The organism is Roseovarius nanhaiticus, from assembly GCF_900156535.1.
Classification (GTDB): Bacteria; Pseudomonadota; Alphaproteobacteria; order Rhodobacterales; family Rhodobacteraceae; genus Roseovarius; species Roseovarius nanhaiticus.
Genome location: NZ_FTNV01000001.1, coordinates 1,569,444 through 1,591,269 on the forward strand (window position 1 = coordinate 1,569,444; position 21,826 = coordinate 1,591,269).

At 64.7% G+C, this 21,826-nt stretch carries 23 protein-coding genes; 12 read left to right on the forward strand and 11 right to left on the reverse strand.

Annotation, left to right across the window (positions count from 1 at the left end; translation table 11 throughout):
* Positions 1–52: 52 nt before the first annotated feature.
* Entirely contained in the window at positions 53–2,494 is a 2,442-nt protein-coding gene (gene hrpB, locus BW975_RS07590) for an ATP-dependent helicase HrpB (protein WP_076532383.1), read from the reverse strand.
* A 1-nt stretch (position 2,495) separates the two neighbouring features.
* Entirely contained in the window at positions 2,496–3,227 is a 732-nt protein-coding gene (locus tag BW975_RS07595) for a DUF3108 domain-containing protein (RefSeq protein WP_076532385.1), read from the reverse strand.
* 99 nt (positions 3,228–3,326) lie between these two features.
* Between BW975_RS07595 and meaB the strand changes: the two genes are divergently transcribed.
* The 3 genes from meaB to BW975_RS07615 all read left to right on the forward strand — a co-directional run bounded on the left by meaB (position 3,327) and on the right by BW975_RS07615 (position 5,918).
* Complete coding sequence (gene meaB / locus BW975_RS07600; protein ID WP_418314300.1) at positions 3,327–4,331, forward strand: methylmalonyl Co-A mutase-associated GTPase MeaB; 1,005 nt, start codon at positions 3,327–3,329, stop codon at positions 4,329–4,331.
* A 278-nt stretch (positions 4,332–4,609) separates the two neighbouring features.
* Complete coding sequence (gene rpmB / locus BW975_RS07605) at positions 4,610–4,900, forward strand: 50S ribosomal protein L28 (RefSeq protein ID WP_076532386.1); 291 nt, start codon at positions 4,610–4,612, stop codon at positions 4,898–4,900.
* Positions 4,901–5,420: 520 nt separating this feature from the next.
* Positions 5,421–5,918, forward strand: coding sequence for a copper chaperone PCu(A)C (locus BW975_RS07615; RefSeq protein ID WP_076532389.1), 498 nt, complete (start codon positions 5,421–5,423; stop codon positions 5,916–5,918).
* A gap of 119 nt (positions 5,919–6,037) precedes the next feature.
* Here BW975_RS07615 and BW975_RS07620 read toward each other — a convergent pair whose 3' ends face one another.
* Positions 6,038–6,244, reverse strand: a complete 207-nt coding sequence (locus BW975_RS07620; protein ID WP_076532391.1) for a cold-shock protein — start codon at positions 6,242–6,244, stop codon at positions 6,038–6,040.
* Between the two features lie 226 nt (positions 6,245–6,470).
* Between BW975_RS07620 and BW975_RS07625 the strand changes: the two genes are divergently transcribed.
* Positions 6,471–6,788: an arsenate reductase family protein gene (locus tag BW975_RS07625; protein ID WP_076532393.1), complete on the forward strand. Its 318-nt coding sequence runs from the start codon at positions 6,471–6,473 to the stop codon at positions 6,786–6,788.
* Here BW975_RS07625 and BW975_RS07630 read toward each other — a convergent pair.
* The 5 genes from BW975_RS07630 to thrS all read right to left on the reverse strand — a co-directional run bounded on the left by BW975_RS07630 (position 6,785) and on the right by thrS (position 11,531).
* The gene (locus BW975_RS07630) at positions 6,785–7,351 is read right to left on the reverse strand and encodes a DoxX family protein (protein WP_076532395.1); all 567 of its coding nucleotides are present in this window, start codon (positions 7,349–7,351) and stop codon (positions 6,785–6,787) included. The two genes, BW975_RS07625 and BW975_RS07630, sit on opposite strands and share 4 nt — an antisense overlap.
* Complete coding sequence (locus BW975_RS07635) at positions 7,348–8,109, reverse strand: HvfC/BufC N-terminal domain-containing protein (protein ID WP_076532397.1); 762 nt, start codon at positions 8,107–8,109, stop codon at positions 7,348–7,350. The genes BW975_RS07630 and BW975_RS07635 overlap by 4 nt, the downstream gene beginning before the upstream one ends.
* Positions 8,106–8,981: an MNIO family bufferin maturase gene (bufB, locus tag BW975_RS07640; protein WP_076532398.1), complete on the reverse strand. Its 876-nt coding sequence runs from the start codon at positions 8,979–8,981 to the stop codon at positions 8,106–8,108. Before bufB ends, BW975_RS07635 begins: the two co-directional genes overlap by 4 nt.
* A gap of 86 nt (positions 8,982–9,067) precedes the next feature.
* Entirely contained in the window at positions 9,068–9,370 is a 303-nt protein-coding gene (locus tag BW975_RS07645; RefSeq protein ID WP_076532400.1) for a BufA1 family periplasmic bufferin-type metallophore, read from the reverse strand.
* 214 nt (positions 9,371–9,584) lie between these two features.
* Positions 9,585–11,531, reverse strand: coding sequence for a threonine--tRNA ligase (thrS, locus tag BW975_RS07650; protein WP_076532402.1), 1,947 nt, complete (start codon positions 11,529–11,531; stop codon positions 9,585–9,587).
* A gap of 173 nt (positions 11,532–11,704) precedes the next feature.
* On the opposite strand from thrS, the gene BW975_RS07655 reads away from it, so the two are divergent.
* The 4 genes from BW975_RS07655 (at position 11,705) to BW975_RS07670 (ending at position 14,124) form a co-directional block, all read left to right on the forward strand.
* Entirely contained in the window at positions 11,705–11,926 is a 222-nt protein-coding gene (locus BW975_RS07655) for a hypothetical protein (RefSeq protein ID WP_076532403.1), read from the forward strand.
* Positions 11,913–12,689, forward strand: a complete 777-nt coding sequence (locus BW975_RS07660) for an alpha/beta fold hydrolase (RefSeq protein ID WP_076532405.1) — start codon at positions 11,913–11,915, stop codon at positions 12,687–12,689. The genes BW975_RS07655 and BW975_RS07660 overlap by 14 nt, the downstream gene beginning before the upstream one ends.
* A 17-nt stretch (positions 12,690–12,706) precedes the next feature.
* Positions 12,707–13,321 (forward strand): hypothetical protein, encoded by a 615-nt coding sequence (locus tag BW975_RS07665; protein ID WP_076532407.1) that lies wholly within the window; start codon positions 12,707–12,709, stop codon positions 13,319–13,321.
* A 92-nt stretch (positions 13,322–13,413) separates the two neighbouring features.
* Positions 13,414–14,124 (forward strand): alpha/beta fold hydrolase, encoded by a 711-nt coding sequence (locus BW975_RS07670; RefSeq protein WP_076532410.1) that lies wholly within the window; start codon positions 13,414–13,416, stop codon positions 14,122–14,124.
* Between the two features lie 74 nt (positions 14,125–14,198).
* Here BW975_RS07670 and phaZ read toward each other — a convergent pair whose 3' ends face one another.
* Positions 14,199–15,467: a polyhydroxyalkanoate depolymerase gene (phaZ, locus tag BW975_RS07675; RefSeq protein WP_076532412.1), complete on the reverse strand. Its 1,269-nt coding sequence runs from the start codon at positions 15,465–15,467 to the stop codon at positions 14,199–14,201.
* A 205-nt stretch (positions 15,468–15,672) separates the two neighbouring features.
* Here phaZ and BW975_RS07680 point away from each other — a divergent pair, with 205 nt between their 5' ends.
* The 4 genes from BW975_RS07680 to BW975_RS07695 all read left to right on the forward strand — a co-directional run bounded on the left by BW975_RS07680 (position 15,673) and on the right by BW975_RS07695 (position 19,764).
* Positions 15,673–17,421 carry a PHA/PHB synthase family protein gene (locus tag BW975_RS07680; RefSeq protein ID WP_076533522.1) on the forward strand — a complete coding sequence of 583 codons (1,749 nt, stop codon included), beginning with the start codon at positions 15,673–15,675 and terminating at the stop codon, positions 17,419–17,421.
* Between the two features lie 140 nt (positions 17,422–17,561).
* Positions 17,562–18,005, forward strand: coding sequence for a phasin, PhaP (locus BW975_RS07685; protein ID WP_076532414.1), 444 nt, complete (start codon positions 17,562–17,564; stop codon positions 18,003–18,005).
* Positions 18,006–18,231: 226 nt separating this feature from the next.
* A complete protein-coding gene (gene phaR, locus BW975_RS07690) occupies positions 18,232–18,792 on the forward strand; it encodes a polyhydroxyalkanoate synthesis repressor PhaR (protein ID WP_076533524.1) in 561 nt (186 codons plus the stop codon).
* Between the two features lie 6 nt (positions 18,793–18,798).
* Positions 18,799–19,764: a LysR family transcriptional regulator gene (locus BW975_RS07695; RefSeq protein ID WP_076532416.1), complete on the forward strand. Its 966-nt coding sequence runs from the start codon at positions 18,799–18,801 to the stop codon at positions 19,762–19,764.
* Between the two features lie 62 nt (positions 19,765–19,826).
* On the opposite strand, the gene BW975_RS07700 is transcribed toward BW975_RS07695, so the two are convergent.
* Positions 19,827–21,047, reverse strand: coding sequence for a DegT/DnrJ/EryC1/StrS family aminotransferase (locus tag BW975_RS07700; RefSeq protein WP_076533526.1), 1,221 nt, complete (start codon positions 21,045–21,047; stop codon positions 19,827–19,829).
* A 71-nt stretch (positions 21,048–21,118) separates the two neighbouring features.
* Positions 21,119–21,775: a hypothetical protein gene (locus tag BW975_RS07705; protein WP_139194208.1), complete on the reverse strand. Its 657-nt coding sequence runs from the start codon at positions 21,773–21,775 to the stop codon at positions 21,119–21,121.
* Positions 21,776–21,826: the final 51 nt, after the last annotated feature.

The window sequence follows — 21,826 nt, forward strand, 5'->3', positions numbered from 1 at the left end:
CGGCGCCGACGGGATTTGAGTATTTTTGCCAAGATGAACGGGGGCGGACGCGCTATTTGCGCGGCTTGGCGCGCAGGGTGGGGTCTGCCTGGCTTGGGTCTTCGGGCCAGGGGTGGCGCGGGTAGCGCCCGCGCATATCGCGCCGCACATCGGCATAGCTGTTGGCCCAGAAGCCGGGAATGTCCATCGTGGTCTGCACCGGACGCTGCGCGGGCGACAGGAGCGTGACGCGCAGCGGCGTATGGCCCACCATGGGATGTGTGGTCTGGCCGAACATTTCCTGGAGGCGCAGCTGAATTTCGGGCGGGTCGGTGTCATAGTCGATGGGTATGCGGCGGCCTAGAGGCGTGGTGAAATGGGCGGGTGCCAGCGCGTCGAGCGATTGCATCTGTTGGTAGTCGAGCTGCGCGCGCAGCGCCTCCAGAATGTCGAACCGGCGCCATGCGGCCGCGCTGCGGGTGCCTTGCAGGAAGGGCAGCAGCCAGTCCTCGAGCCTGTCCATCAGGGCCGCGTCGCTCATCTCCGGCAGGTCCATGCCGGCGGCGCGCCCCAGCGCCACGCGCGCGGCAAAGCGGCGGGCGGCATCCGTCCAGACGAGGCCCATCTCGCGCACACCGCCCAGCATGGCGCGCGTCATGGCCTCCAGCGGCGCATCCTTCCATTGGCGGTCATCGAGAACGAGCGCGCCGTAGCGCTCTTGCTGGCGTGCCGTCACGCGGCCCTCGCGGCGCGACCAGGCGCAGATGTCGTGCCAGTGGATGCGGTCGGCGTAGAGGCCGCGCAGCTGCGCCTCCGAGATCGGGATCGCCTGCCGGATGCGCGCCTCGCGCGGGTTGCCGTCGGTATCCGTCACCACGATCAGGCGCTGGCCTGCCAGCGGATCCTCGGCGCTCAAAACAGCGCCCTTGCCGCCTGAGAGAAGGTAGCGCGGCGCCTCGCCCGAGCGGCGCAGCCCGATGCGGTCGGGATAGGCGATGGCGGCCATTTCAGCGTCGCTTAAATCGGAGTGCTGCGCCGGTTTGGCCGCGCTGGCGAGGCGGCGCGCGGCTTGGGCAATGCGCGCCAGCACCGCGCGGCTGGGCGCGTGGGGGTGCGGCCCCTTGGGCCTGCGGATCGCGGCGAGGCGCAGGCCCAAATCGGCGGGGGCGCTGCGCGGCAGGGGATCACGCTCTGACAGGAGCGCGGCGAGGGGTGCCGCCTCGGGGCCCGCCAGCGCCAGCATATGCGCAAGGCGCGGATGCAGCGGCAACGCGGCCAGGCTGCGCCCGTGATCTGTGATATGCCCTGTCTCATCGAGTGCGCCCAGCATGGCCAGCAGCGCCTGCGCCTCGGCATAGCTGCCGGGGTTGGGCTGTGTCAGCAGCGGCAGCGCCTCGGGCGCCGCGCCCCAGAGCGCCAGTTCCAGTGCGAGCGGGGCGAGGTCCGCCGCCTCGATCTCGGCCGGGGGGAAGGCGGGCAGGGCGCCTTCTTCGCCGCGGGTCCAGAGGCGGTAGCAGGTGCCCGGCGCCACGCGTCCCGCGCGGCCCTGGCGCTGGGTCGCCTCGGCACGGCTCACCGGCTCGGTCACGAGGCGGGCCATCCCGGCGCCCGGATCGAAGCGCATGCGCCGCGCGCGGCCGCCGTCGATGACCACGCGCACATCCTCGATCGTCAGTGAGGTTTCGGCGATCGAGGTGGCGAGCACGATCTTGCGCCTGGCCGGGTCGGGCGCGATGGCCGCGTGCTGGGCTTTAAACTCCATCGCGCCGAAGAGGGGACGCAGGACGCAGTCCGCGCCGATTCGCGGCGCCAGCAGCCCCTCCAGCCGGCGGATCTCGCCCTCGCCGGGCAGAAAGATCAGCACGCCGCCCTCCGTTTCGGCCAGCGCCTCGCAGGTCACATCGGCCAGCGCCGCCTCCAGCCGCTGCGCCTTGGGGCGGGGCCGGTCCAGCCAGCGGGTCTGGACCGTATAGGCGCGCCCCTCGCTGGTGATGAGCGGCGCGTCCCCCATGAGCGCCGCCACCGGCGCCGCGTCCAGCGTGGCGGACATCGCCAAGAGCTGCAGATCGGGGCGCAGCGCGCCTGCAATTTCGAGGCAGAGCGCGAGGCCCAGATCGCCGTCGAGGCTGCGCTCGTGAAACTCGTCGAAGATAACGGTGCCAATACCCGTAAGCTCGGGGTCGGATTGAATGCGCCGGGTCAGGATGCCGGTGGTGACCACCTCGATCCGCGTCGCCTTGCCGGTGCGCGCCTCTCCGCGCACGCGGTAGCCGACAGTGCCGCCCACCTCCTCGCCGAGGCTCTGGGCCATGCGCTCGGCTGCGGTGCGCGCGGCCAGGCGGCGCGGCTCCAGCATCACGATGCGGCCGGGGGCGAGGCCCGCCTCCATCAACGCCAGCGGCACGCGGGTTGTCTTGCCCGCACCGGGCGGCGCCTGCAGCACGGCGCGCCCCCGGCTGCGCATGGCGTCCAGAAGGCGCGGCAGCGCCTCGTCGATGGGCAGCGGCTCGGCCATGCTACTCGCGCGTCATCGAGGCGGTGCCGTAGGCGGATTTGACCGACAGCGCCTCGGCCCGCATCTCCCCGCCCTGGGAGGTGTAGGTGACGGTAAAGGGATAGACCGTCTGGCGCTTCATCTCGGAGGCGGAAAACCCGGCAAGACGCGTGTAGGCGCCGGTGCAGGTGGCGCCCGACCCGGTCATGCCGCCGCCCGTCATGGCAAGGCGCGATCGCCGCTGGCCATCGAAGATGACCACGTCATATCGGCAGATGCCCGCTGCGGGCCGGACGCGCAGCACGCCCCAGAGTGCGGTCAGCGGATCGACCGTGCCGCGCTGCTGCGCCGGGTCGAGCGCGCCCGGATCGGCTGCCACCTCGGCCATCACGCTGCCGCCCGTCAGGCGCGGCACGCCGCCCTCGTAGCTGAGTTGGGCAGTGCTGCTGCGGCTGCCGGTATCGATCTTTTCGTCATAGCGCCGGGGGGCGAGCGCGCCGTTTCGGATGCGCCCGGTGGCGCTGAGGCGAAAGCCCGCATCGGCGATGCGCCCGATCCCGCTGGCCGAAAAGAGGCCGGTAACCGCATAGGCGCCGTCCCGCTCGCGGGCGGCGAATTGCATCTTGCCCACCGGCAGGCCCAGCAGGCGCACGTCATAGGTCACGGCGGTATCCTCGGCCCGCAGGGGCAGGGCGAGCCAGATCAGCGCGGCCAGAAGGCCGAGCCGGGCAGGGATGGCGGCGGGATGTGTCATCGGGTCTCCGGAGGTCAGGAACGACTGCGGTTGGACTGGACAAATCCCGGCCCGGCGCGGCAGATAGGGGGCGAGGCGGGGACAAGGGCAAGGGCAATCATGAGCATCGACATTGCACAGCTTGAGCGCGGGATTGTCAAAGGGGATCGGCGGGCGCTGTCGCGTGCGATTACCCTGGTCGAGAGCACACGCCCCGATCACCGCGCCATGGCGGCTGAGCTGGTCGAGGCGCTCAAGGGCGCGGACGGCGTGGATCGCCAGGCGCTGCGCATCGGGCTGTCGGGCACGCCGGGGGTCGGCAAGTCGACCTTCATCGAAGGATTCGGCGGCATGCTGACTGGGCAGGGCCTGCGCGTCGCGGTCCTCGCGGTCGATCCCAGTTCGGCCCGCTCGGGCGGCTCGATTCTGGGCGACAAGACACGCATGGACCGGCTCAGCCGCGATCCGAACGCCTTCATCCGGCCCTCGCCCAGCCAGACGCATCTGGGCGGCGTCGGTCGCCGCTCCCGCGAGGCGGTGGCGCTGTGCGAGGCGGCTGGCTTCGACGTGGTGCTGATCGAGACGGTCGGGGTGGGCCAGTCAGAGACGGTGGTGGCCGAAATGTCGGACCTTTTCGTCCTCTTGCTGGCGCCTGCGGGCGGCGACGAGCTTCAGGGCGTCAAGCGCGGGATCATGGAGATCGCTGACATTATCCTGATCAACAAGGCTGACGGCGATTTGAAATCCGCCGCCAGCCGCACCTGCGCCGACTATTCTGGCGCGCTGCGCCTCTTGCGCAAGCGCCCGCAGGATCCCGAGGGCTTTCCCAAGGCGATGATGGTTTCGGCCCTCGAAGATACCGGCATGCAGCCGGCTTGGGGGGAGATGCAGGCGCTGACCAAGTGGCGCCGTGAGAACGGCCATTGGGACGCCCGGCGGGCCGCGCAGGCGCGCTACTGGTTCGGCGAGGAAGTGCGCCAGGGGCTGCTGTCCCAGCTTGCCACGCCCGAGGCGCGCGCCGCGATGGAGGAACTGGGCGCCGCCGTGGCTGAGGGGCGCACCACACCTGCCATCGCGGCGAGGGAGCTGCTCGAGCGGATCGGCGCGGGCGTTTGGAACGGGTGAGGGGCGCTGCCCCTCCGCCGCTGCGCGGCTCCTCCCCGGGATATTTCCAGGCAAGAAGAAGGGTGTCTTTTCTTCTTGCCGAAAAATATCCTCGCCGAAGGCAAGAATCTCTTTTGGCGGGCCCTGAATTGGCCGGGGCGCCACTTGACGGGCCGGGCGATTCCGCCTATTCACCGCCAACGGAATTTCGGGCGTCGCTGCGGCGGCGTCACGTGGTCTTTGAAGACCGCTTCAATACGGGCCGACTGGCCTTCACCTAATAAGACGAGGATGACACCATGTCGCGCCGCTGCGAATTGACCGGAAAAGGCCCGATGGTTGGCAATAACTCCAGCCACGCCAACAACAAGACCAAGCGTCGTTACCTGCCGAACCTGAACGACGTGACGCTTCAGTCCGAAGCGCTGAACCGCGGGATCAAGATGCGCATTTCGGCTCATGCCCTGCGCAGCGTCGATCACCGGGGTGGCCTGGACGCTTTCCTGGCCAAGGCGAAGGATGTCGAGCTGTCGCCTTCGGTCTTGAAGGTCAAAAAAGAAATCGCCAAGGCGCTGGCCGCTTCGGCCTGATCCGCCTCGTGTGTGATGTTTTGGATAGGCCCTGCCGATTGCGGCGGGGCCTTTTGCATGGCATCTTGCCTGCACGCGCGCCTTCGGGACTTTACTCGGCTCATTCTCAAACCAGATATTGTTCATGAGAGTGTCGCGTCATCCCATCATCGCAACGATATTGGCGCTTGCGCTGATTGCCACCGCGCCAGCGCTTGCGCGCAGTGCGCCTTGGGTGGCCGGGGTGATGACGATCTGTACCGGGACTGGGCCCATGCGCATCGCCGTCGATGCGACGGGTGCGCCCGTGGGTCCGGCCCATGTCTGCCCCGATTGTGCTTTGGCCGCGCTGGGCGGCATTCTGCCGGATATCACAGAGATATCGGCTTTCGCTGGCACGCCTGTGCAAGCCGCCGCACTGCCACTCGTATGGTATAGGTCAAGCACGGCTTGGCCGCGTGCGCGTGCGCGCGCGCCGCCAAGTTGAGCGTAGCGCACGTCGATCACGTTAAAATTCTTATTCAAATGAGGAGGTGACTCAATGTCCTTCACACTTCGTAGCCTAGCTGCAAGCGCGGCCCTTTTTGCGGCAACGCCCGCGTTCGCCGCCGATATCATGGTCGAGGATGCCTATGCGCGCAGTGCTGCGCCCACGTCCAAGACCGGCGCCGCTTTCATGCAGATCATCAACCACGGCGAGGCCGACCGGCTGATTGGCGCCGCCTCTCCGGCGGCTGACCTCGTGCAGCTACATACTCATGTAGAATCGGGGGATGGCGTCATGAGCATGGTCCACGTCGAGGAGGGGTTCGAGCTGCCCGCCGATGGAACGCTCAGTATGCAGCGAGGCGGAGCGCATGTGATGCTGATGGGTCTGACTGCCACACTGGAGCAGGGGGACGTGATCCCCATCACGCTCAGCTTCGAAAAGGCAGGTGACATGACCGTCGAGGTCACCGTCGATCTTGAGCGTATGCCCAAAGAGGGCATGGACCACGGCAACGTGGATCAGGGCAGCGAGCAGAAGCAAAGCGAGTGAGAACCACATGGTCGCGGCCCCACCTGAACGGGGGCCGCGATCCACGACATATCATAGGGTCAGGCGCACTACGACGCGTGGGCCCGATCTACGCGGCCTCGCGCTGGGATCGAATGTCCCTAAAGCAGCGACAGGTTCGCTGCCATCTCTCGACCGTCGCGCCCCTCCTCAAGGTCGAAGCTGACCTTCTGGTCATCGGCGAGCCCGGTCAATCCCGATCGCTCGACGGCAGATATATGGACAAAGATGTCCTTGCCGCCGCCATCGGGCGCGATGAAACCATAACCTTTTGTGGTGTTGAACCATTTCACGGTGCCTGTCGGCATTCCGCTTCTCCTTCCAGTCCGTCCTGCCGAGCAAAAGCCCAGCTGTTCAGCCGGAGCGACATGACCGCGTCAGTGCGGCCACATGGCGCCGGTCGCACAGATGATCTTTGCACGGGCTGTGCAAAAATCAAGCAAAAGAGGCTGGCAACCGTGCAAAATGGCGCCTAGGCAGAGCAGGGTGGCGAAACGCCGCGCAGGACTCAGACGCAGAAAACAGGTGGCATCGATGCGGATTTTCGGGCTGAAGAATTGTGATACGTGCCGCAAGGCCGCCAAGGCGCTGCCGGAGGCAGAGTTGATTGATATCCGCGAGCATCCGCTGCCGGACGCTCTGCTGGCTAGAGCCCATGATACCTTCGGGGATGCGCTGGTGAACACCCGCTCGACCACGTGGCGGGGCCTGGATGAGGAGGAGCGTGCAGGTCCGCCATTGGACCTCATTCGCGCGCATCCGGCCCTGATGAAGCGGCCGCTGATCGAAGACGGCGATGAGCTCTACCTTGGCTGGACGCCGCAGGTTCAGGCGGCGCTCCTCTCCGCCTAAAGGCTGCTGGCCCCAGTTATGCGGCGCGCGGCCAATCGGTCCAGCGACAGAGGCCCCGCGCCCTTCAGCACCATGACCAGCAGCAAGAAGACCCAGAGCGCACGCTGATCCATGATGATCGCGTCAGGCACCCGGTCGAACCATCGGCCCACGGCGTCCGGCTCGGCCCAGAGGCCGTGCCCGATCAGATCCGTCAGCGACTGCACGATGATGAAACCGATCATTCCAAGTGCGGCGAGCCGTGTGGCAAGGCCGATCACGATCAGCGTGGGCAGGATGAACTCTGCCCATGTTCCCGCCAGCACAACCGCGGTGTGCAGGAAAGTCAGCTGGCTGACGTCGTAGCCCGCCGCCTCCATCGCCTTGGGAAAGATCTGCGCATAGGCGCCGAGCGCGGGTTTGAAGAGGCCCAGAGCGCCGTCCCCCAGCTTGGTCAGGCCCGAAGCCCAGAAGTACCCGAAGAGGACCGCAGCAAAGAGAAAGCGCGCGACAAGGCCCAGCGAATCGCCTGCGCGATCCAGCGCAGCAGTTAGCGCCGTATAGCGCGCGGTCAGGGTGGTCATGGGCGATCTCCGGGAATGATGCGGGTCAGGGCGCCTCCGCCGATAAGGATACCCAGAACTGCAGCCAAATCGAAATCCTGCGCCTCGGATGTTGCGGTCTCATGCGCGGCCCCGACGGTCGCGCCTTCTGCCAGCGCCAACACGAAGGCGGCGCCGCCCGGGCCGCAGACCGACATGATCGGATCGAATTCGGGGCGCGTCAGGATGACATCCTGCGCCGCGGCGCCGGGTTTCGGCGCGCCTGGCTCCATGTTGTAGGCCCAGATGGCGTGGACGGGCCAAGAAGAGCGCAGGATGCGCAGTGCAGGCGCCAGCTCGGCGCGGCAGGTGGGCAGATGCTCGGGCGGGATGGCCTGCAATTTCGCAGGATCGAGTGCCTTGGCGTCCTTGGCGTGGTAACATTCGCGCAAAGCCTGCTCCAGCCGGGCGACGTCGGGGAGGTATCCCAGATGCGCGAGCGGCGCGAAGCTTTCCAGAAATTTGGGCAGATCTGCGCCGTAAAGGGCTATCATGGGCGCGCGTGGTGGGTGCTGGCGCAGAAAGACGCCCATCACGGCGCGGAAATTATTGGGGCCGATCAGCTCGCGCAGCGCCGGAAAGCCCAGCTCGAGCGCGTCGATCAGGCTAGAGGCCACGTTGTTGCGGTAAACGTCGAAGCGGCGTCCCGCCGGACCGCCACGCCCATCCCCAAGGCCATGGGGCGTGGGCCTTTCCGGGTCCAGCAGGGCGGCGCGGAAGGCGGTTTGATCGACGCTCATGCGGGCACCTTTTGCGGCGCGCGGGCCGCATCCAGCGCATCCGCCGCGCGCTGCGCCTCGGCGCGCAAGACAGGCCAGTCCGGCACATCGGCATCCCATTCGATCAGGAGGGGCCGCGGCCCCGTCCGCTCCAGCGTATGCGCCAGCAGTGCCCAGACAGGCTCCGCCACCTCGCGCCCGTGGCTGTCGATCAGGAGCGGGGTATCGCCGCCTGCATCCTCGTCATGGCCCCCAAGATGAAGCTCGCCCACATGCTGCACGGGGAAGGCGTCGATGTAGGCGCGCGCATCCATTCCGAGGTTATGGGCCGAGATGACGACGTTGTTCACATCGAGCAGCAGCCCGCAGCCGGTGCGCGCCGCAATCTCTGCGAGAAATTCAGTCTCGGACATCGTGCTTTCGTCGAAGCTGAGATAGCTGGAGGGGTTTTCCAGCAGCATGGGCCGTCCGATGGCCTCCTGCACCGCGTCGATATGATCGCAGACGCGGGCCAGCGTGGCGCGCGTGTAGGGCAGGGGCAACAGATCGTTCAGATAGGCGCCATCATGCGTGGACCAGGCCAGATGCTCGGAAAAGCTGGCCGGGTTCAGCCAGCCTGTCAGATGCCGCAGCCGGTCCAGATGGTCAGCGTCCAGCGGCGCTTCGCCCCCGATGCTGAGGCCGACGCCGTGGACTGATATGGCGAACCGCTCGGACAGCGCGCGCAACTGCGCAAGAGGCCGCCCGCCGCCGCCCATGTAGTTTTCCGCGTGGATTTCCAACCAGGAAACAGGGCCGGGATCCTCCATCAAGGCACTGAAATGCTGCGCCTTATAACCAATGCCTGCCCCGACTGGCAGCGCGCAGGGGCGGTGTGATGCAGCGTTCACCATGGCGTGATCCCCCTTAAACAATTGGTCGCAATAGCTGGTCGGGCGGGCCGCGATAGGGCGCGCCCGACACTTTCTCGATCATCCCATCAGGCGGGCAGATCGCGGTCCAGTTCTTCCAAGGAGCCTTCGCGCGGGGTGCCGTCGGCCATGTCGGGCAGCTCCATCGTGGTGCAGTTGCCCTCATCGACGAGTTTCCAGGCATTGCCCTGATAGTCGACGGTGGACGAGCCAGCACAGGTGGTTCCTGCGCCGGCCTTGCAATCGTTTTCGCCGGCGAGCGACACGCCGTAGCATTTGACCTGGCCTGCGGCGCTGGCAGTGGTGGCCTGCGCGGCGAGGGCTGCGGTAAACGCGCCTGCGATGGCGGCTGTTTTCATCATATTGGACATCTTCGTCTCCCAGTTGGATCATGGTCATCGCTTATTCCTGCGATGCTGTGACCATAGGAAAACCTTGGCGTATCGCGCTAGTCACGGATACGTCAGACACGAATCTGTCAGAGGCGCGTCAGAACGCCGCACCTGAAATCAAAGGGAAATTTTGGAGCACGATGCGTGGTGCGGCGCAATATTTCGGCGCCGCACCGCTGATTTATGCCGATTGTTACAGCAGATCGGGCGCCTTGGCGTCCTGCCCAAGCGTCTCAAGCACCGCGTCCAGCGCCTCGACACGGCTGTCTTTCTGGCCGAGACGGCGCAGGGACACGGTGCGATCATCGACCTCGCGGTGCCCGCAAGCGAGGATGACAGGCACCTTGCCGACGGAATGCTCGCGGACCTTGTAGTTGATCTTCTCGTTGCGAATATCGGCCTCGGCGCGAACCCCGCGCGCCTGCAAGGCGGCGACGACTTCGTTCACGTAGTCATCCGCCTCAGAGACGATTGAGGCGACCACAACCTGCCGCGGCGCCAGCCAGAAGGGCAGCTTACCCGCGTGTTCCTCGATCAGGATGCCGATAAACCGCTCGAAACTGCCCAACGTAGCGCGGTGCAGCATATAGGGGCGCTGCTTGGAGCCATCGGCGGCGATGTAGGTGGCGCCCAGACGCTCGGGCAGGTTGGGGTCCACCTGAAAGGTGCCGCATTGCCACGTCCGGCCAATCGCGTCGGTCAGGTAGAAGTCCAGTTTGGGGCCGTAAAACGCCCCATCGCCCGGCTCCAGCGTGAAATCGCGGCCCGTCGCCTTGATCGCGCCCTCCAGCGCGCCCTCGACATGGTCCCATGACTCGTCCGTACCGACCCGCTTTTCGGGGCGGGTGGCGAACTTGATCTCGAACTCGGCAAAGCCGAGATCGGCGTAGATATCCGCGAGGAAATTGATGAAGCGCGCGCATTCCGCCTCGATCTGATCCTCGGTGCAGAAGATATGCGCATCATCCTGCGTGAACCCGCGCACGCGCATGATGCCGTGCAGCGCGCCCGACGGCTCGTAGCGCGAGCAGGAACCGAACTCGGCCAAGCGCAGCGGCAGATCGCGGTAGGATTTGAGGCCCTGGTTGAACACCTGCACGTGGCAGGGGCAGTTCATCGGCTTGAGGGCGTTCACGGCCTTCTCTTTGGCGTGATCTTCTTCGACCTCGACGATGAACATATGGTCTTGATACTTGTCCCAGTGGCCCGACGCCTCCCAGAGCTTGCGGTCGACGACCTGGGGCGTGTTGATTTCCTGATAGCCGCCCGCGCGTTGCTTGCGGCGCATGTAATCCTGCAGCTGCGTGTAGATCGTCCAGCCATTCGGGTGCCAGAAGACCTGACCCGGCGCCTCTTCCTGCATGTGGTAAAGGTCCATCTCGCGGCCCAGCTTGCGGTGGTCGCGCTTGGCGGCCTCCTCCAGCATGTTGAGATGCGCCCGCAGCTTCTCCTTGGAGCTGAACGCCACGCCATAGATGCGCTGCAGCATCTCGCGTTTGCTGTCCCCGCGCCAATAGGCGCCCGCGACGCTCATCAGCTTGAACGCATCCGCCGGCAGTTGGCCAGTGTGCTGCAAATGCGGCCCGCGGCAGAGATCCTGCCAGTCGCCGTGCCAATACATGCGCAAGGGCTCGTCGCCGGGGATCGCCTCGATCAGCTCGACCTTGAAGGGCTCGCCAGCGTCCTTGTAGTGTTGGATCGCGCGGGGGCGGTCCCAGACCTCGGTGTGGACGGGATCGCGCGCGTTGATGATGTCGCGCATCTTCTTTTCGATCAGGCCCAGATCCTCGGGGGTAAAGGGCTCTTCGCGGTCGAAATCATAGTACCAGCCGTTCTCGATCACCGGGCCGATCGTCACTTTGACGTCGGGCCAGATCTCCTGCACGGCGCGGGCCATGACATGCGCCAGATCGTGGCGGATCAGCTCGTTTGATTGCGCCTCGTCCTGCATGGTGTGGATGGCGATGCTGGCATCCGTGTCGATCGGCCATTGCAGATCCCAGTGATGGCCATCGACCGTGGCCGAAATCGCCTTCTTCCCGAGGGACTTGGAAATATCGGCAGCGACCTCGCCGGGGGTGATGCCGGGTGCGTATTGGCGGGCGTTGCCATCGGGAAATGTCAGGGAGATTTGGGCCATCTGGGGCGCTCCTCGTCGGTTTGGCGCCTACATGTGCGCCCGGTTGCGGGTGAGGTGCCCTTGTGCCGCTGCCCTTGCAGGGTGTCAAGCGCGCCGGGGCCACGAAATCCGGTTGGCGCCGGGCCGGGTGTGGGGGTAGACTGAATGTACCATTGTCCCCACAGGAGCGTGACATGACTGGCTATAACCCGAATATCGAGATCGGCGTCGAGGATATGGACCTGATCGAGGACGCCCTCCGCCACGCCAAGCGGCGGCTGACCATGCCCGGCGGCGCCGACGCGGACGCGCCCATCGCGGGACACACGGTGCGCGAGATCGATGATTTGCTGGGGCGATTGCATAACCAGAAGGTTTTCTACCGCCCGCGCAAGGCGCCCTATGTCGGCGGATAGCCACTGGGCAGCGGTACGCGGCGAGCTTGAGACGCCCGAGCGGCGGCGCATCGCCTATCACCGAACCCGGGGGCGCGCTCCGGGCACGGTGTTTCTGGGCGGTTTCATGTCCGATATGGAGGGGACCAAGGCCGTGCATCTGGAGGCGCGCGCCCGCGCCGACGGGCGCGCCTTCCTGCGTTTTGATTATTCCGGCCATGGCGCGTCGTCTGGCGCGTTCACCGATGGGTGCATTTCGGAGTGGGCGGCCGATGCCATCGCCGTTATTGAGGCCTGCACCGAAGGACCGCAGATCCTGGTCGGTTCGTCCATGGGCGGCTGGATTGCCCTCTTGGTGGCCCGCCAGATGCCCGAGCGGATTGCGGGCATGGTGACAATCGCCGCGGCGCCAGACTTCACCGAGGATAGCATGTGGGCCGGTCTGACCGACGCGCAGCGCGCCGAGGTGATGGAGGCAGGCCAGACCTTGCTGCCCAGCGACTATGACGCGCCTTACCCGGTGACACGAAAACTGATCGAGGACGGGCGGCAGAACCTCGTACTGCGTGATGCGCTTCATTTACCGTTCCCTGTTCGATTTCTACAAGGAGCTGCCGATGAGTCGGTGAAAACCTCTGTCGCATTATCGCTTTTGGACCATGCGGAGGGGCCGGATATGCGGCTGACACTGGTGGATGGGGCCGATCACCGCTTCTCGGATGCGCAGTGCCTAGAGCTGATTGACGCGTCCATCGCGGATGTTCTCGAGCGGGCAACCGGGTGAGGCGCGCGCCCCGCACCATGCGGGGACTGGAAGAACTGGGCCGTGTGCGCCTCAGCCCGCATTTCTACATGCGCGATTTCCTCCATTCCGAAATCGGGAGCCTTTATGGCATCCCGAACATCCCCGAGCATCCGGACCGCGCGATCGAGATGGGCCGCGCGCTCTGCGAAACGCTGCTCGATCCGCTGACCGAGACATTCGGGCGCATCGCCATCCGGTCGGGCTATCGCAGCCCGACGCTCAACCGCTTCGGCAATGAGAACGGCCTCAACTGTGCGCGGAACGATGCCAATATCGGCTCGCATATCTGGGATCTGGGCGAGGGGGATCAGCGCGGCGCCTGCACCTCTTTGGTGATCCCTTGGTTCGCGGATCGCTATGCGGCGGGGCGCGATTGGCGCGATCTGGCCTGGTGGATGCATGATCACCTGGACTACTCGGAAATGTATTTTTTTCCAAAGCTTTGCGGGATGAACCTCAGCTATCGCGCGCGGCCTCTGCGAACGATTTCCAGCTACATCGCGCCAAAGGGGCTGCTCTTGCGTGCGGGCGCCGAGCCTGGCGAGGCACTCGAGGATCGCCGCGCGCGCTACGCCGATTTCCCGCCCTTTCGCGGCATCGTCTATCCCTGAGCGGCCCCGGCGTATACTCGTCGGTTGACGCCGCCGCCGGCTCTGCCAAGGTGCGCGCCACAGCCCCACGCAAACCCGGAAGGATTGCCCGCATGAACGAGCCCCTCGTTCTTTTGCCAGACATCATGTGCGACGCCCGCGTTTACGGCCCGCAGCTGGCCGCGCTGAGCAAGACGCATGCGATCACGGTTGCGCCGGTGACGATGGGGGACAGGGTCGAGGAGATCGCGTCGAACCTTCTGGACGTGCTGCCGCGCCGCTTTGCGCTTGCCGGGCTGGGTATCGGGGCCAGCGTCGCGATGGAAGTCGCGCGCCGGGCGCCCGACCGGGTGATCCGTATCGCCTTGATGAACGCCAGTGCCTTTGCCGAAACGCCGCAATCGGCGGCTGATCTCGAGCCGGTCATCACCAAGGCCCGCGCGGGCAATTTGCGTGGGTTCGCGGACGGCGTCATGCCGCCCGAGGCGCTTGCGCCCGGTCCGATGCGCGGCGAGGTGATGGCGCTGATCTACGACATGGCGGATCATCTGGGCAAGGACACGGTCATTCGGCAGGCTCGCGCGATGCAGCGGCGACGCGACTATCAGGCTGTCCTGCGCAAGATCAAGATGCCGGTGCTCGTGCTCTGCGGGGACAGCGACGCAACCTCGCCGGTCAAGCGCCAGAGCTTTCTGTCGGACCTCATTCCCTATGCCGCGCTTTGCGTGATCGAAGGGGCGGGTCGGGCCCCTACATTGGAGCAGCCGGACGCTGTGACGGATGCGCTGCTGGCCTGGATGAAGCAACCTTTGGTGCTTAGGTGAGAAAACGGGCGCAAGGCTGTGCGCCCGCGCCCGTTACTCTTGAACCATCACCTTAAGGAAGCGCGCTAACGCCCTCAAGCAGCTGCGTTTTTGTTCGCCACTTTTTTGGCGGCGCCGCTATTCTCATCCATGAATTTCAGCACCACGGGCCGGATATTGTTGCGCCAGCTACTGCCTGCGAAAATGCCGTAATGGCCGGCATCCGGCTCAAGGTGGTTCTTCTTTTTGTCGTCCGGCAGGCCCGTGAGAAGGTCCAGCGCCGCAATGCACTGCCCCGGCGCCGAGATATCGTCATTGCCGCCCTCGACCGTCATGACGGCCACATTATCGATCTTGCCGATATCGACATGCTTGCCCTCGATCGTGAACTCGTTGTTGGCGATCTCAAGACCCTTGAAGATCCGCTCGACCGTCGAGAGGTAGAATTCGGCCGGCATGTCCATGACGGCCAGATATTCGTCATAGAAACGGTTGTGCCTGTCGTGATCGCCGTCCTCGCCGCGGGCAACGCGGGCGATCTGATCGCTGAAGGCCTTGGCGTGGGTTTCACTGTTCATCGAGATGAACGAAGCCAGCTGCAAAAGGCCTGGGTAAACCATGCGGCCCACGCCCGGATATTTGAATCCGACGCGCTGAATCATTGTCTGCTCAAGCTGGCCCATCGTCACGCGGCGGCCAAAGTCGGTGACTTCGGTCGCGGCGGCATCCGGATCGATCGGGCCACCGATCAAAATCAGCGAGCGCGGCTGAGCAGCGGGATCCTCTTGCGCAAGATAGGCCGTCGCGGCCAAGGCAAGAGGCGCGGGCTGACACACGGCAACGACATGCGTGTCGGGTCCAAGCGCCTTCATGAACTCTGCCAGGTAAAGCGTCGAATCTTCGACATCGAACTTGCCCGCGCTGACGGGGATATCGCGCGCATTGTGCCAGTCGGTGATGTAGACTTCGTTATCGACGAGCAAGCTTTTCACGGTCGAGCGCAAAAGCGTCGCGTAATGGCCCGACATGGGCGCGACCAGCAAAATCTTGCGCTTCATCTTGCGGCGTCCGGGCACCGAGAAATGCAGAAGGTTGCAAAAGGGTTTCTCGACCACGGTATCAATGCTGACCAGATGATCCTTGCCATCCTCGCAGGTAAAGGTGCGGATCCCCCAGTCTGGCTTGGTCACCATGCGGTCAAAGGTCCGCTCGGTCACTTCGCCCCAAGCGGCAAGCCATTGAAAAGCGGGGTTTGGCGTCATGCTGAAGATGGGATAGGATGCCATGGAAAGGGCAGTGGCCCCCAGCCATTGATTGGCGTTGCGCATGGTTTCCATCATGTCATACGTGACCATGTAGCGCATTCGGACTCCTTCGGGGCAGGGCCCCTTCATTGTGTGGCGGGCGCAGCGCAGCGGGATCGCTGCGGCGCAATGCTGCAAAGCAGAAACGTAAGGTGAAAAAAACGATATGGCAACGGATCACGGCAAAAACGCGACGCATAATGGCGAAAATGCCAATGATGAGGGGGCGGGCACGGCCCCCGATGGCTCCGAGGCGCAGGCCCGCATGACGGCCAACCTGGCCAAAGTCGAGGATCTGTCGCAGCGTTTGATCGCGGCCTTATCGCGCCGAAATCCGCCCAATGCGGTCCTTAGCGGGCCTGGCCAGGATCTCTTCGCCAAGGCTGCTGCGTCTTATTGGTCCGAGGCCGTCGAAAACCCCGCCAAGCTCTACGAGCATCAGGTGTCTTATTGGAGCAGCTCCGTCCGCAGCTTCATGGAAGCGCAGCGACTGATGCTGACAGGCGAGACGGCCGCGGCCGATGACAAGCCCGCCGACAAGCGTTTCGCCAACCCGCTTTGGTCCACGCACCCCTATTTCCGATACATCCGCGAGCAATACGAGCTGAACGCCAAAGCCGTGCAGGATGCGGTCGCCGAGGCCGACGATCTCAGCCCCGTCGAGCAAAAGCGCCTGTCTTACTTTGCGCGCCAGATCGTCGACATGATGGCGCCGACGAATTTTCTGGGCACAAACCCCGATGCGCTGGAGCGCGCGGTCGAAACCGAAGGCGAGAGCCTGGTCAAAGGGCTGGAAAATCTGGTGGCCGACCTCGAGGCCAACGATGGCGAGATGGTCGTGCGCCTCGCCGATGAAAGCGCGTTCGAGCTGGGCGGCAACATCGCCACCACACCGGGCAAGGTCGTCTTTCGCAACGACATGATGGAGCTGATCCAATACGCGCCCGCCACGGATGAGGTGCACGAGATCCCGCTGGTGATCTTTCCGCCCTGGATCAACAAATTCTATATTCTCGACCTCAAGACGCAGAACAGCCTCATCAAGTGGATCACCGAGCAGGGCTATACGCTGTTCGTGGTCAGCTGGGTCAATCCCGATGCCAGCCACGCCGATATCGGATTGGAGCAGTATATTGAGGACGGCTATCTGACCGCCGTCCGCGAGGCCAAGGCGATCACGGGTGCGAAAAAAGTCAATGTCGTCGGCTATTGCATCGCGGGCACGACCCTCGCACTGACTCTGGCATTGATGAAGAAGCGCGGCGACAAGTCGGTCAAATCAGCGACGTTTTTCACGGCGCTCACCGATTTCGACAACCAGGGCGAATTCACGCCCTTCCTGCAGGACGATTTCGTCAACGGGATCGAGGCCGAGATCGACGCGCAGGGCATCTTGCGCTCGTTCATCCTTGGCCGAACGATGAGCTTCCTGCGCTCGAATGATCTGATCTACACGCCCGCGATCCGTAGCTACATGCTGGGCGAGGCACCACCCGCCTTCGATCTGCTCTATTGGAATGGCGATGGCGCCAACCTGCCGGGCCGCATGACGCGCCAGTACCTGCGCGGCCTCTGCCAGCGCAACGAATTCGCCGGTGAGGGCTTTGAGCTTTTCGGCGAGACGCTGCGCCTTGCGGATCTGGATGTACCCTTCATGGCCGTCACCTGCGAGACGGATCACATCGCGCCGTGGAAGGATTGCTTCCGCGGGATGGCCAAGACGGCGTCCAAGGACCGTACCTTCATCGTATCGCAATCGGGCCATATCGCCGGCATCGTCAATCCGCCCTCCAAAAAGAAGTACGGCCATTACACCAACGGGGATTGGAGCGGCGGAGCCGATGACTGGATGGCCGCGGCCGATTTCAACGAAGGCAGCTGGTGGCCGCGCTGGGAGGAGTGGCTGCGTTCGCGTTCGGGACCAAAGGTTGCAGCCCGCACGCCCGGCGATTCGGACCATCCGCCCCTTGCCGATGCGCCCGGAGAGTATGTGCGCCGCCGCGCGTCGCGCTGAAAGTGACGCAAGGTCAGGGCCTTAGAAAATTTATGCTGCAGCGCAGAAAAAACTATTGAAATGCCGCGATGCAGCATCCATATTCCTGTCAGACGCAACAACGGGCACACCAACGTGCCCTTAGGATATGGAGCTACAAAATGGCTAAGGCACAAGACATGAACACGATTATGAAAGACATGATGGGCGCATTCCCCGTTGACACCAAGTCGATGGAAGACGCGTTCAAGAACCAGGCCGCCCTCAGCGAGAAGCTGTCCGGCGTTGCCCTGAATGCAGCCGAGAAGTCGGCCGAGATTTCCAGCGCATGGACCCAGTCGACACTGGCCAAAATGCAGGAAATGAGCAAGGCGAAGGCCGAGCCCGCCGACTACGCAAAAGCAATGAGCGATTTCGCTTCCGCCAATGCCGAAGTCGCAGCCGAGAACATGGCCGCATTCGCCGAAGTCGCCAAGAAGGTCCAGATGGAGACCGTCGAGCTGATGATGAACGCAGGCCGCGACATGCAGGAAGATGCGTCGAAAGCCGTCAAGAAGGCGACCGACGACATGACGTCCGCTGCCAAGAAAGCCGGCGCGAAGTAATCGCCCAGCGATCATAGCGACACGTCACGCGCCTCCTACCTCCTCCCAGATCAGGACGCGCGTGACGACAGGGCGGGCCGCAATGCGGCTCGCCCTTTCTTTTTGGGCGGATGTTGCGGCGCGGCGCGCACCCCGCGCTGCCGCCGGGAAAATCAACTGTTCAGCTTTGGCGCGAAAGGCTTTAGGCTTTGCTGCACCGCTGCATTTTTCCCGGGAGGCTCGCATCGTGTCCGACAATGGCAAACCCCTTTTGATCAAGCGCTACGCAAGCCGGCGCCTCTACAACACCGAAACGTCCGATTACGTCACGCTTGAGGATATCAGCCAATTCATTCGCGACGGGCGCGACGTGCAGATCATCGACCTCAAATCGGGCGATGATCTGACGCGGCAATACCTCCTGCAGATCATCGCCGACCACGAGAGCCGCGGCGAGAATGTCCTGCCGATCAACGTGCTCAACGACCTCGTGCGCAGCTACACGACACAGGCCACCAGCGTCGTGCCAGAATTCCTCGCCGCCAGCTTCGAGATGTTGCGTGACGGGCAATCGCAGCTACTGACCAACATGACCAAGGGCAACCCGATGGCCGCGATGCCCGGAATGGAGGCCATGCGCGCCCAGCAGGAAGCCTTCATGAAGGCGATGACCGGCGGCATGGGCGGGCTCTCGGGCATGTCGCAGCCGCGTACGGATGAGTCCGCGCCGCGAAAAGAGGGCGATCTCGACGACATCAAGGCCCAGCTGGCCGAGCTTCAGCGCCAACTTTCCAAGATGGGCAAGTAACCCGCCATGCCATCCAGCCCCGGCCGCATCACGCTCTGGGGGATCGAGGTCTTCATGGCCGCGGCGGATGAGCGGTCGATTTCCGCGGCCGCGCGCCGCCTCGGCGCCAGCGCTTCGACCGTCAGCCAGCAGCTCAGCAATCTCGAAACCGCCGTCGGCGCGCCCCTTCTCGAGCGCAGCGCGCGTCCCCTGCGCCTGACCCGCGCCGGCGAGATCATGCATCGCCGTGCGCAAACCATTCTGGCCGAGGCCGCGCAGGCTCGTGCCGAGCTGGCGATGGCCGATCTCGCGCAGCTCACCTCCGTGCGCCTTGGCATGATCGAGGATTTCGAGGCCGACGTCACGCCCCGCCTGCTGACGCATATGGCCGGGCAGCTGCAGGATTGCCAATTCCTGCTGGAAACGGGGGCGAGCCATTCGCTGCATGACCAGCTCGATGCGCAGCATCTCGATATCGTGGTCGCCGCTCAACTGGGCGACAGCGCCGAGTGGGCCGAGACGCATCCGCTGATGCGCGAAGGCTTTGTCGTGGCCGCGCCGCGCGGGTTGCTGACAGGCGCTGGCGATACGCTGGATCAGCTGCGGACCAGCCCGCTTATCCACTACACCACCCGGCACTACATGGGGCGCCTCATTGCGGCGCATCTGGCGCGTCACGCCGCGCCCATCCCCCGCCGGTTCGAGCTGGACAGCTATCACGCCATCCTCGCGCTTGTCGCCCAAGGTAGCGGCTGGACCATCCTGCCGCCCCTTGCACTGATGCGTGCGCGCCGCTTTGCGGGTGAGATCGACGTGCGGCCATTACCGCTGGCGCCGCTGACGCGCACCATTGCACTCACCGCGCGCCAGGGCGTTCTGGGCAACATGCCTGCCGAGGTGGCCGCGACGCTTGCCCCGATCCTGCAAGAGGCGGTCGTTGCACCGGCGCTCGACCGCTACCCGTTCATGAGGGACGCGCTCGCCTTGCTCTAGCGCGCGCGTCCCCCGTTCATCTTGGCAAAAATACTCAAATCCCGCCGCAGCCCATAGGCGGCTCAGGTGCCATAGGCGCGCGCGGTTCCCATCACATCATCGACCGCGCCCAGAATGGCGCCCGCGATGGCATCGTGCTGCGCGCGTGTCAGGCGGGCGGGCAGGCGCGTGTCGCAGGCGCGGGACAACATCGCCCGGGTCTGCGGCAAATCGGGCACGGGGCCATCGATGAACTGCCAATTCCAGAAGGCGCGCGCGTTGTCCTTGCTGTGGCCAAAGATCTGCACCTTGACACCGCGCGCCGCCGCCGCCTCGGCAAAGGCGCTGGCTTCGGCATCGTCCATGCCCACCAGGTTGAACTGGATCGAGTCGGGCGCGCGCTCTTCGGGGGCCAGCGGGGCAGGGACGCTCAGCCACGGGCATTGGTCCAGAAGGGACGCCACGTAATCATGGCCCGCGCGGCCATCGCGCACCCGGCGCGGGATCTCGTCCAGTTGGGGACGGATGATCGCGGCGCTCAGGTTGTTCAAACGCAGATTGTAGAGCGGCAGCTTGTTCTGCCAGCGGGCAAACGCCTCGCTCAGCGCATTGTCGCCATGCGCGATATGCTTGGACCAGTTATGCTCATATGCGCCCGACATGATGACGGCGCGCGCCACCAGATCGGCGTCGTCGGTGATCAGAATGCCGCCTTCGCCCGCGTTCAGCAGCTTGTAGGACTGGAACGAGAAACAGCCGATGCGCCCGATCGTGCCGATATTGCGCCCGTGCCATGTGGTGCCCAGCGAATGCGCCGCATCCTCGACCACCGGGATATCCCGCGCGTCGCAGAGCGCCATGATCGCGTCCATGTCGGATGTATGGCCGCGCATGTGGCTGATGATGACCGCGCTGATGTCATCCGCCAGCCGCGCCTCGAAATCGGCCATGTCGATGCGGTAGTTCTCGCCCACTTCGCACAGGACCGGCACGCAATCGGCATGGATCACCGAGGACGGTACGGCGGCGAAGGTAAAGGCCGGGATCAGCACGCGCGCGTCGCGCGGCAGGTCCAGCGCCTTGAGGGACAGGAAGAGCGCGGCCGAGCAGCTGGACACCGCCAGCGCATAGCGCGAGCCCATCGCGGCGGCGAATTCCGCCTCCAAAAGGGCCACGGGCGCGTCCTGCGGCGCGGTGTAGCGAAAGAGGTCGCCCGATTGCAGCATGGCGTCGACAGCGGCGCGCGCCGCCTCGGGGATCGGCTCGGCGTCGTAGGTGTTGGGCGGCAGGGCGGTCGAGGACATGATTTTACCTTTTCCGAAAGTCATTTTCGGGATTCATAAAGCCTCAAGCCCCATCCCGAAAGCATTAATCTTCAAAAGCTGCGCCAAATGCCCAGCTGTATTCCAAAATCCTCACCATTCTTCAGCCCCGAGGTCAGCCCCACCTCGATATGATGTCCGGGCTGTGTCTCCCACACTACCGATCCGGTCAGGCGCAGCGTGTCGGGCTCGGTCAGGGCGCCGCCCTGTTGCAGCTGCGCGATGAGCATGGTGCCGTCCCATGGCCTCAGGCCCAGCGTCGCATCGATGGACAGGTCCGTGCTCCCCTCCAGGATCGCCGCGCGGGTGTCGATGCTCCACCAGCCGCCAAGCCCCGCAAGCGTGATACCGCGCCCCACAGAAATGCCCGGTCGGAAGGCAGGGCTATCGTCACTCGTGCCCGCGCCCAGCTCGACGGTGATGTGCAACGGTCCGCGCGACAGGGGCATGACGACGAAGGCCAGTGCCTTTGCCTTGCCGCCGTCGTCGCTGCCCAGATCAAGGCCGACCGTCAGATCGGGGTTCATTCCGTACTCGGCGTAAAGCGTGCTGTATCCCTTGGAATTCGCATCGTCCTGGATCTTGACGGACCATGACAAAAATCCCTCGCCCGGTGTGCGTAGCCATGGTCCCGCCCACGCGGGGCTGGGCAGGGCAAGCCACCAACCAGCGGCAAGGATTGCAGGGACAAGACGGGCGGCGCTGCTCATGGGTCACTATTGGTTAAACTTGGTAAATGATGCGTTAAGACGCGCAGGGCC

Excerpts from the sequence above, each read along its gene's own strand:
- hrpB (WP_076532383.1), bottom strand. The coding sequence starts at position 2,494 with ATGGCCGAGCCGCTGCCCATCGACGAGGCGCTGCCGCGCCTTCTGGAC.
- BW975_RS07595 (WP_076532385.1), bottom strand. The coding sequence starts at position 3,227 with ATGACACATCCCGCCGCCATCCCTGCCCGGCTCGGCCTTCTGGCCGCG.
- meaB (WP_418314300.1), top strand. The coding sequence starts at position 3,327 with ATGAGCATCGACATTGCACAGCTTGAGCGCGGGATTGTCAAAGGGGAT.
- rpmB (WP_076532386.1), top strand. The coding sequence starts at position 4,610 with ATGTCGCGCCGCTGCGAATTGACCGGAAAAGGCCCGATGGTTGGCAAT.
- BW975_RS07615 (WP_076532389.1), top strand. The coding sequence starts at position 5,421 with ATGTCCTTCACACTTCGTAGCCTAGCTGCAAGCGCGGCCCTTTTTGCG.
- BW975_RS07620 (WP_076532391.1), bottom strand. The coding sequence starts at position 6,244 with ATGCCGACAGGCACCGTGAAATGGTTCAACACCACAAAAGGTTATGGT.
- BW975_RS07625 (WP_076532393.1), top strand. The coding sequence starts at position 6,471 with ATGCGGATTTTCGGGCTGAAGAATTGTGATACGTGCCGCAAGGCCGCC.
- BW975_RS07630 (WP_076532395.1), bottom strand. The coding sequence starts at position 7,351 with ATGACCACCCTGACCGCGCGCTATACGGCGCTAACTGCTGCGCTGGAT.
- BW975_RS07635 (WP_076532397.1), bottom strand. The coding sequence starts at position 8,109 with ATGAGCGTCGATCAAACCGCCTTCCGCGCCGCCCTGCTGGACCCGGAA.
- bufB (WP_076532398.1), bottom strand. The coding sequence starts at position 8,981 with ATGGTGAACGCTGCATCACACCGCCCCTGCGCGCTGCCAGTCGGGGCA.
- BW975_RS07645 (WP_076532400.1), bottom strand. The coding sequence starts at position 9,370 with ATGTCCAATATGATGAAAACAGCCGCCATCGCAGGCGCGTTTACCGCA.
- thrS (WP_076532402.1), bottom strand. The coding sequence starts at position 11,531 with ATGGCCCAAATCTCCCTGACATTTCCCGATGGCAACGCCCGCCAATAC.
- BW975_RS07655 (WP_076532403.1), top strand. The coding sequence starts at position 11,705 with ATGACTGGCTATAACCCGAATATCGAGATCGGCGTCGAGGATATGGAC.
- BW975_RS07660 (WP_076532405.1), top strand. The coding sequence starts at position 11,913 with ATGTCGGCGGATAGCCACTGGGCAGCGGTACGCGGCGAGCTTGAGACG.
- BW975_RS07665 (WP_076532407.1), top strand. The coding sequence starts at position 12,707 with ATGCGGGGACTGGAAGAACTGGGCCGTGTGCGCCTCAGCCCGCATTTC.
- BW975_RS07670 (WP_076532410.1), top strand. The coding sequence starts at position 13,414 with ATGAACGAGCCCCTCGTTCTTTTGCCAGACATCATGTGCGACGCCCGC.
- phaZ (WP_076532412.1), bottom strand. The coding sequence starts at position 15,467 with ATGCGCTACATGGTCACGTATGACATGATGGAAACCATGCGCAACGCC.
- BW975_RS07680 (WP_076533522.1), top strand. The coding sequence starts at position 15,673 with ATGACGGCCAACCTGGCCAAAGTCGAGGATCTGTCGCAGCGTTTGATC.
- BW975_RS07685 (WP_076532414.1), top strand. The coding sequence starts at position 17,562 with ATGGCTAAGGCACAAGACATGAACACGATTATGAAAGACATGATGGGC.
- BW975_RS07695 (WP_076532416.1), top strand. The coding sequence starts at position 18,799 with ATGCCATCCAGCCCCGGCCGCATCACGCTCTGGGGGATCGAGGTCTTC.
- BW975_RS07700 (WP_076533526.1), bottom strand. The coding sequence starts at position 21,047 with ATGTCCTCGACCGCCCTGCCGCCCAACACCTACGACGCCGAGCCGATC.
- BW975_RS07705 (WP_139194208.1), bottom strand. The coding sequence starts at position 21,775 with ATGAGCAGCGCCGCCCGTCTTGTCCCTGCAATCCTTGCCGCTGGTTGG.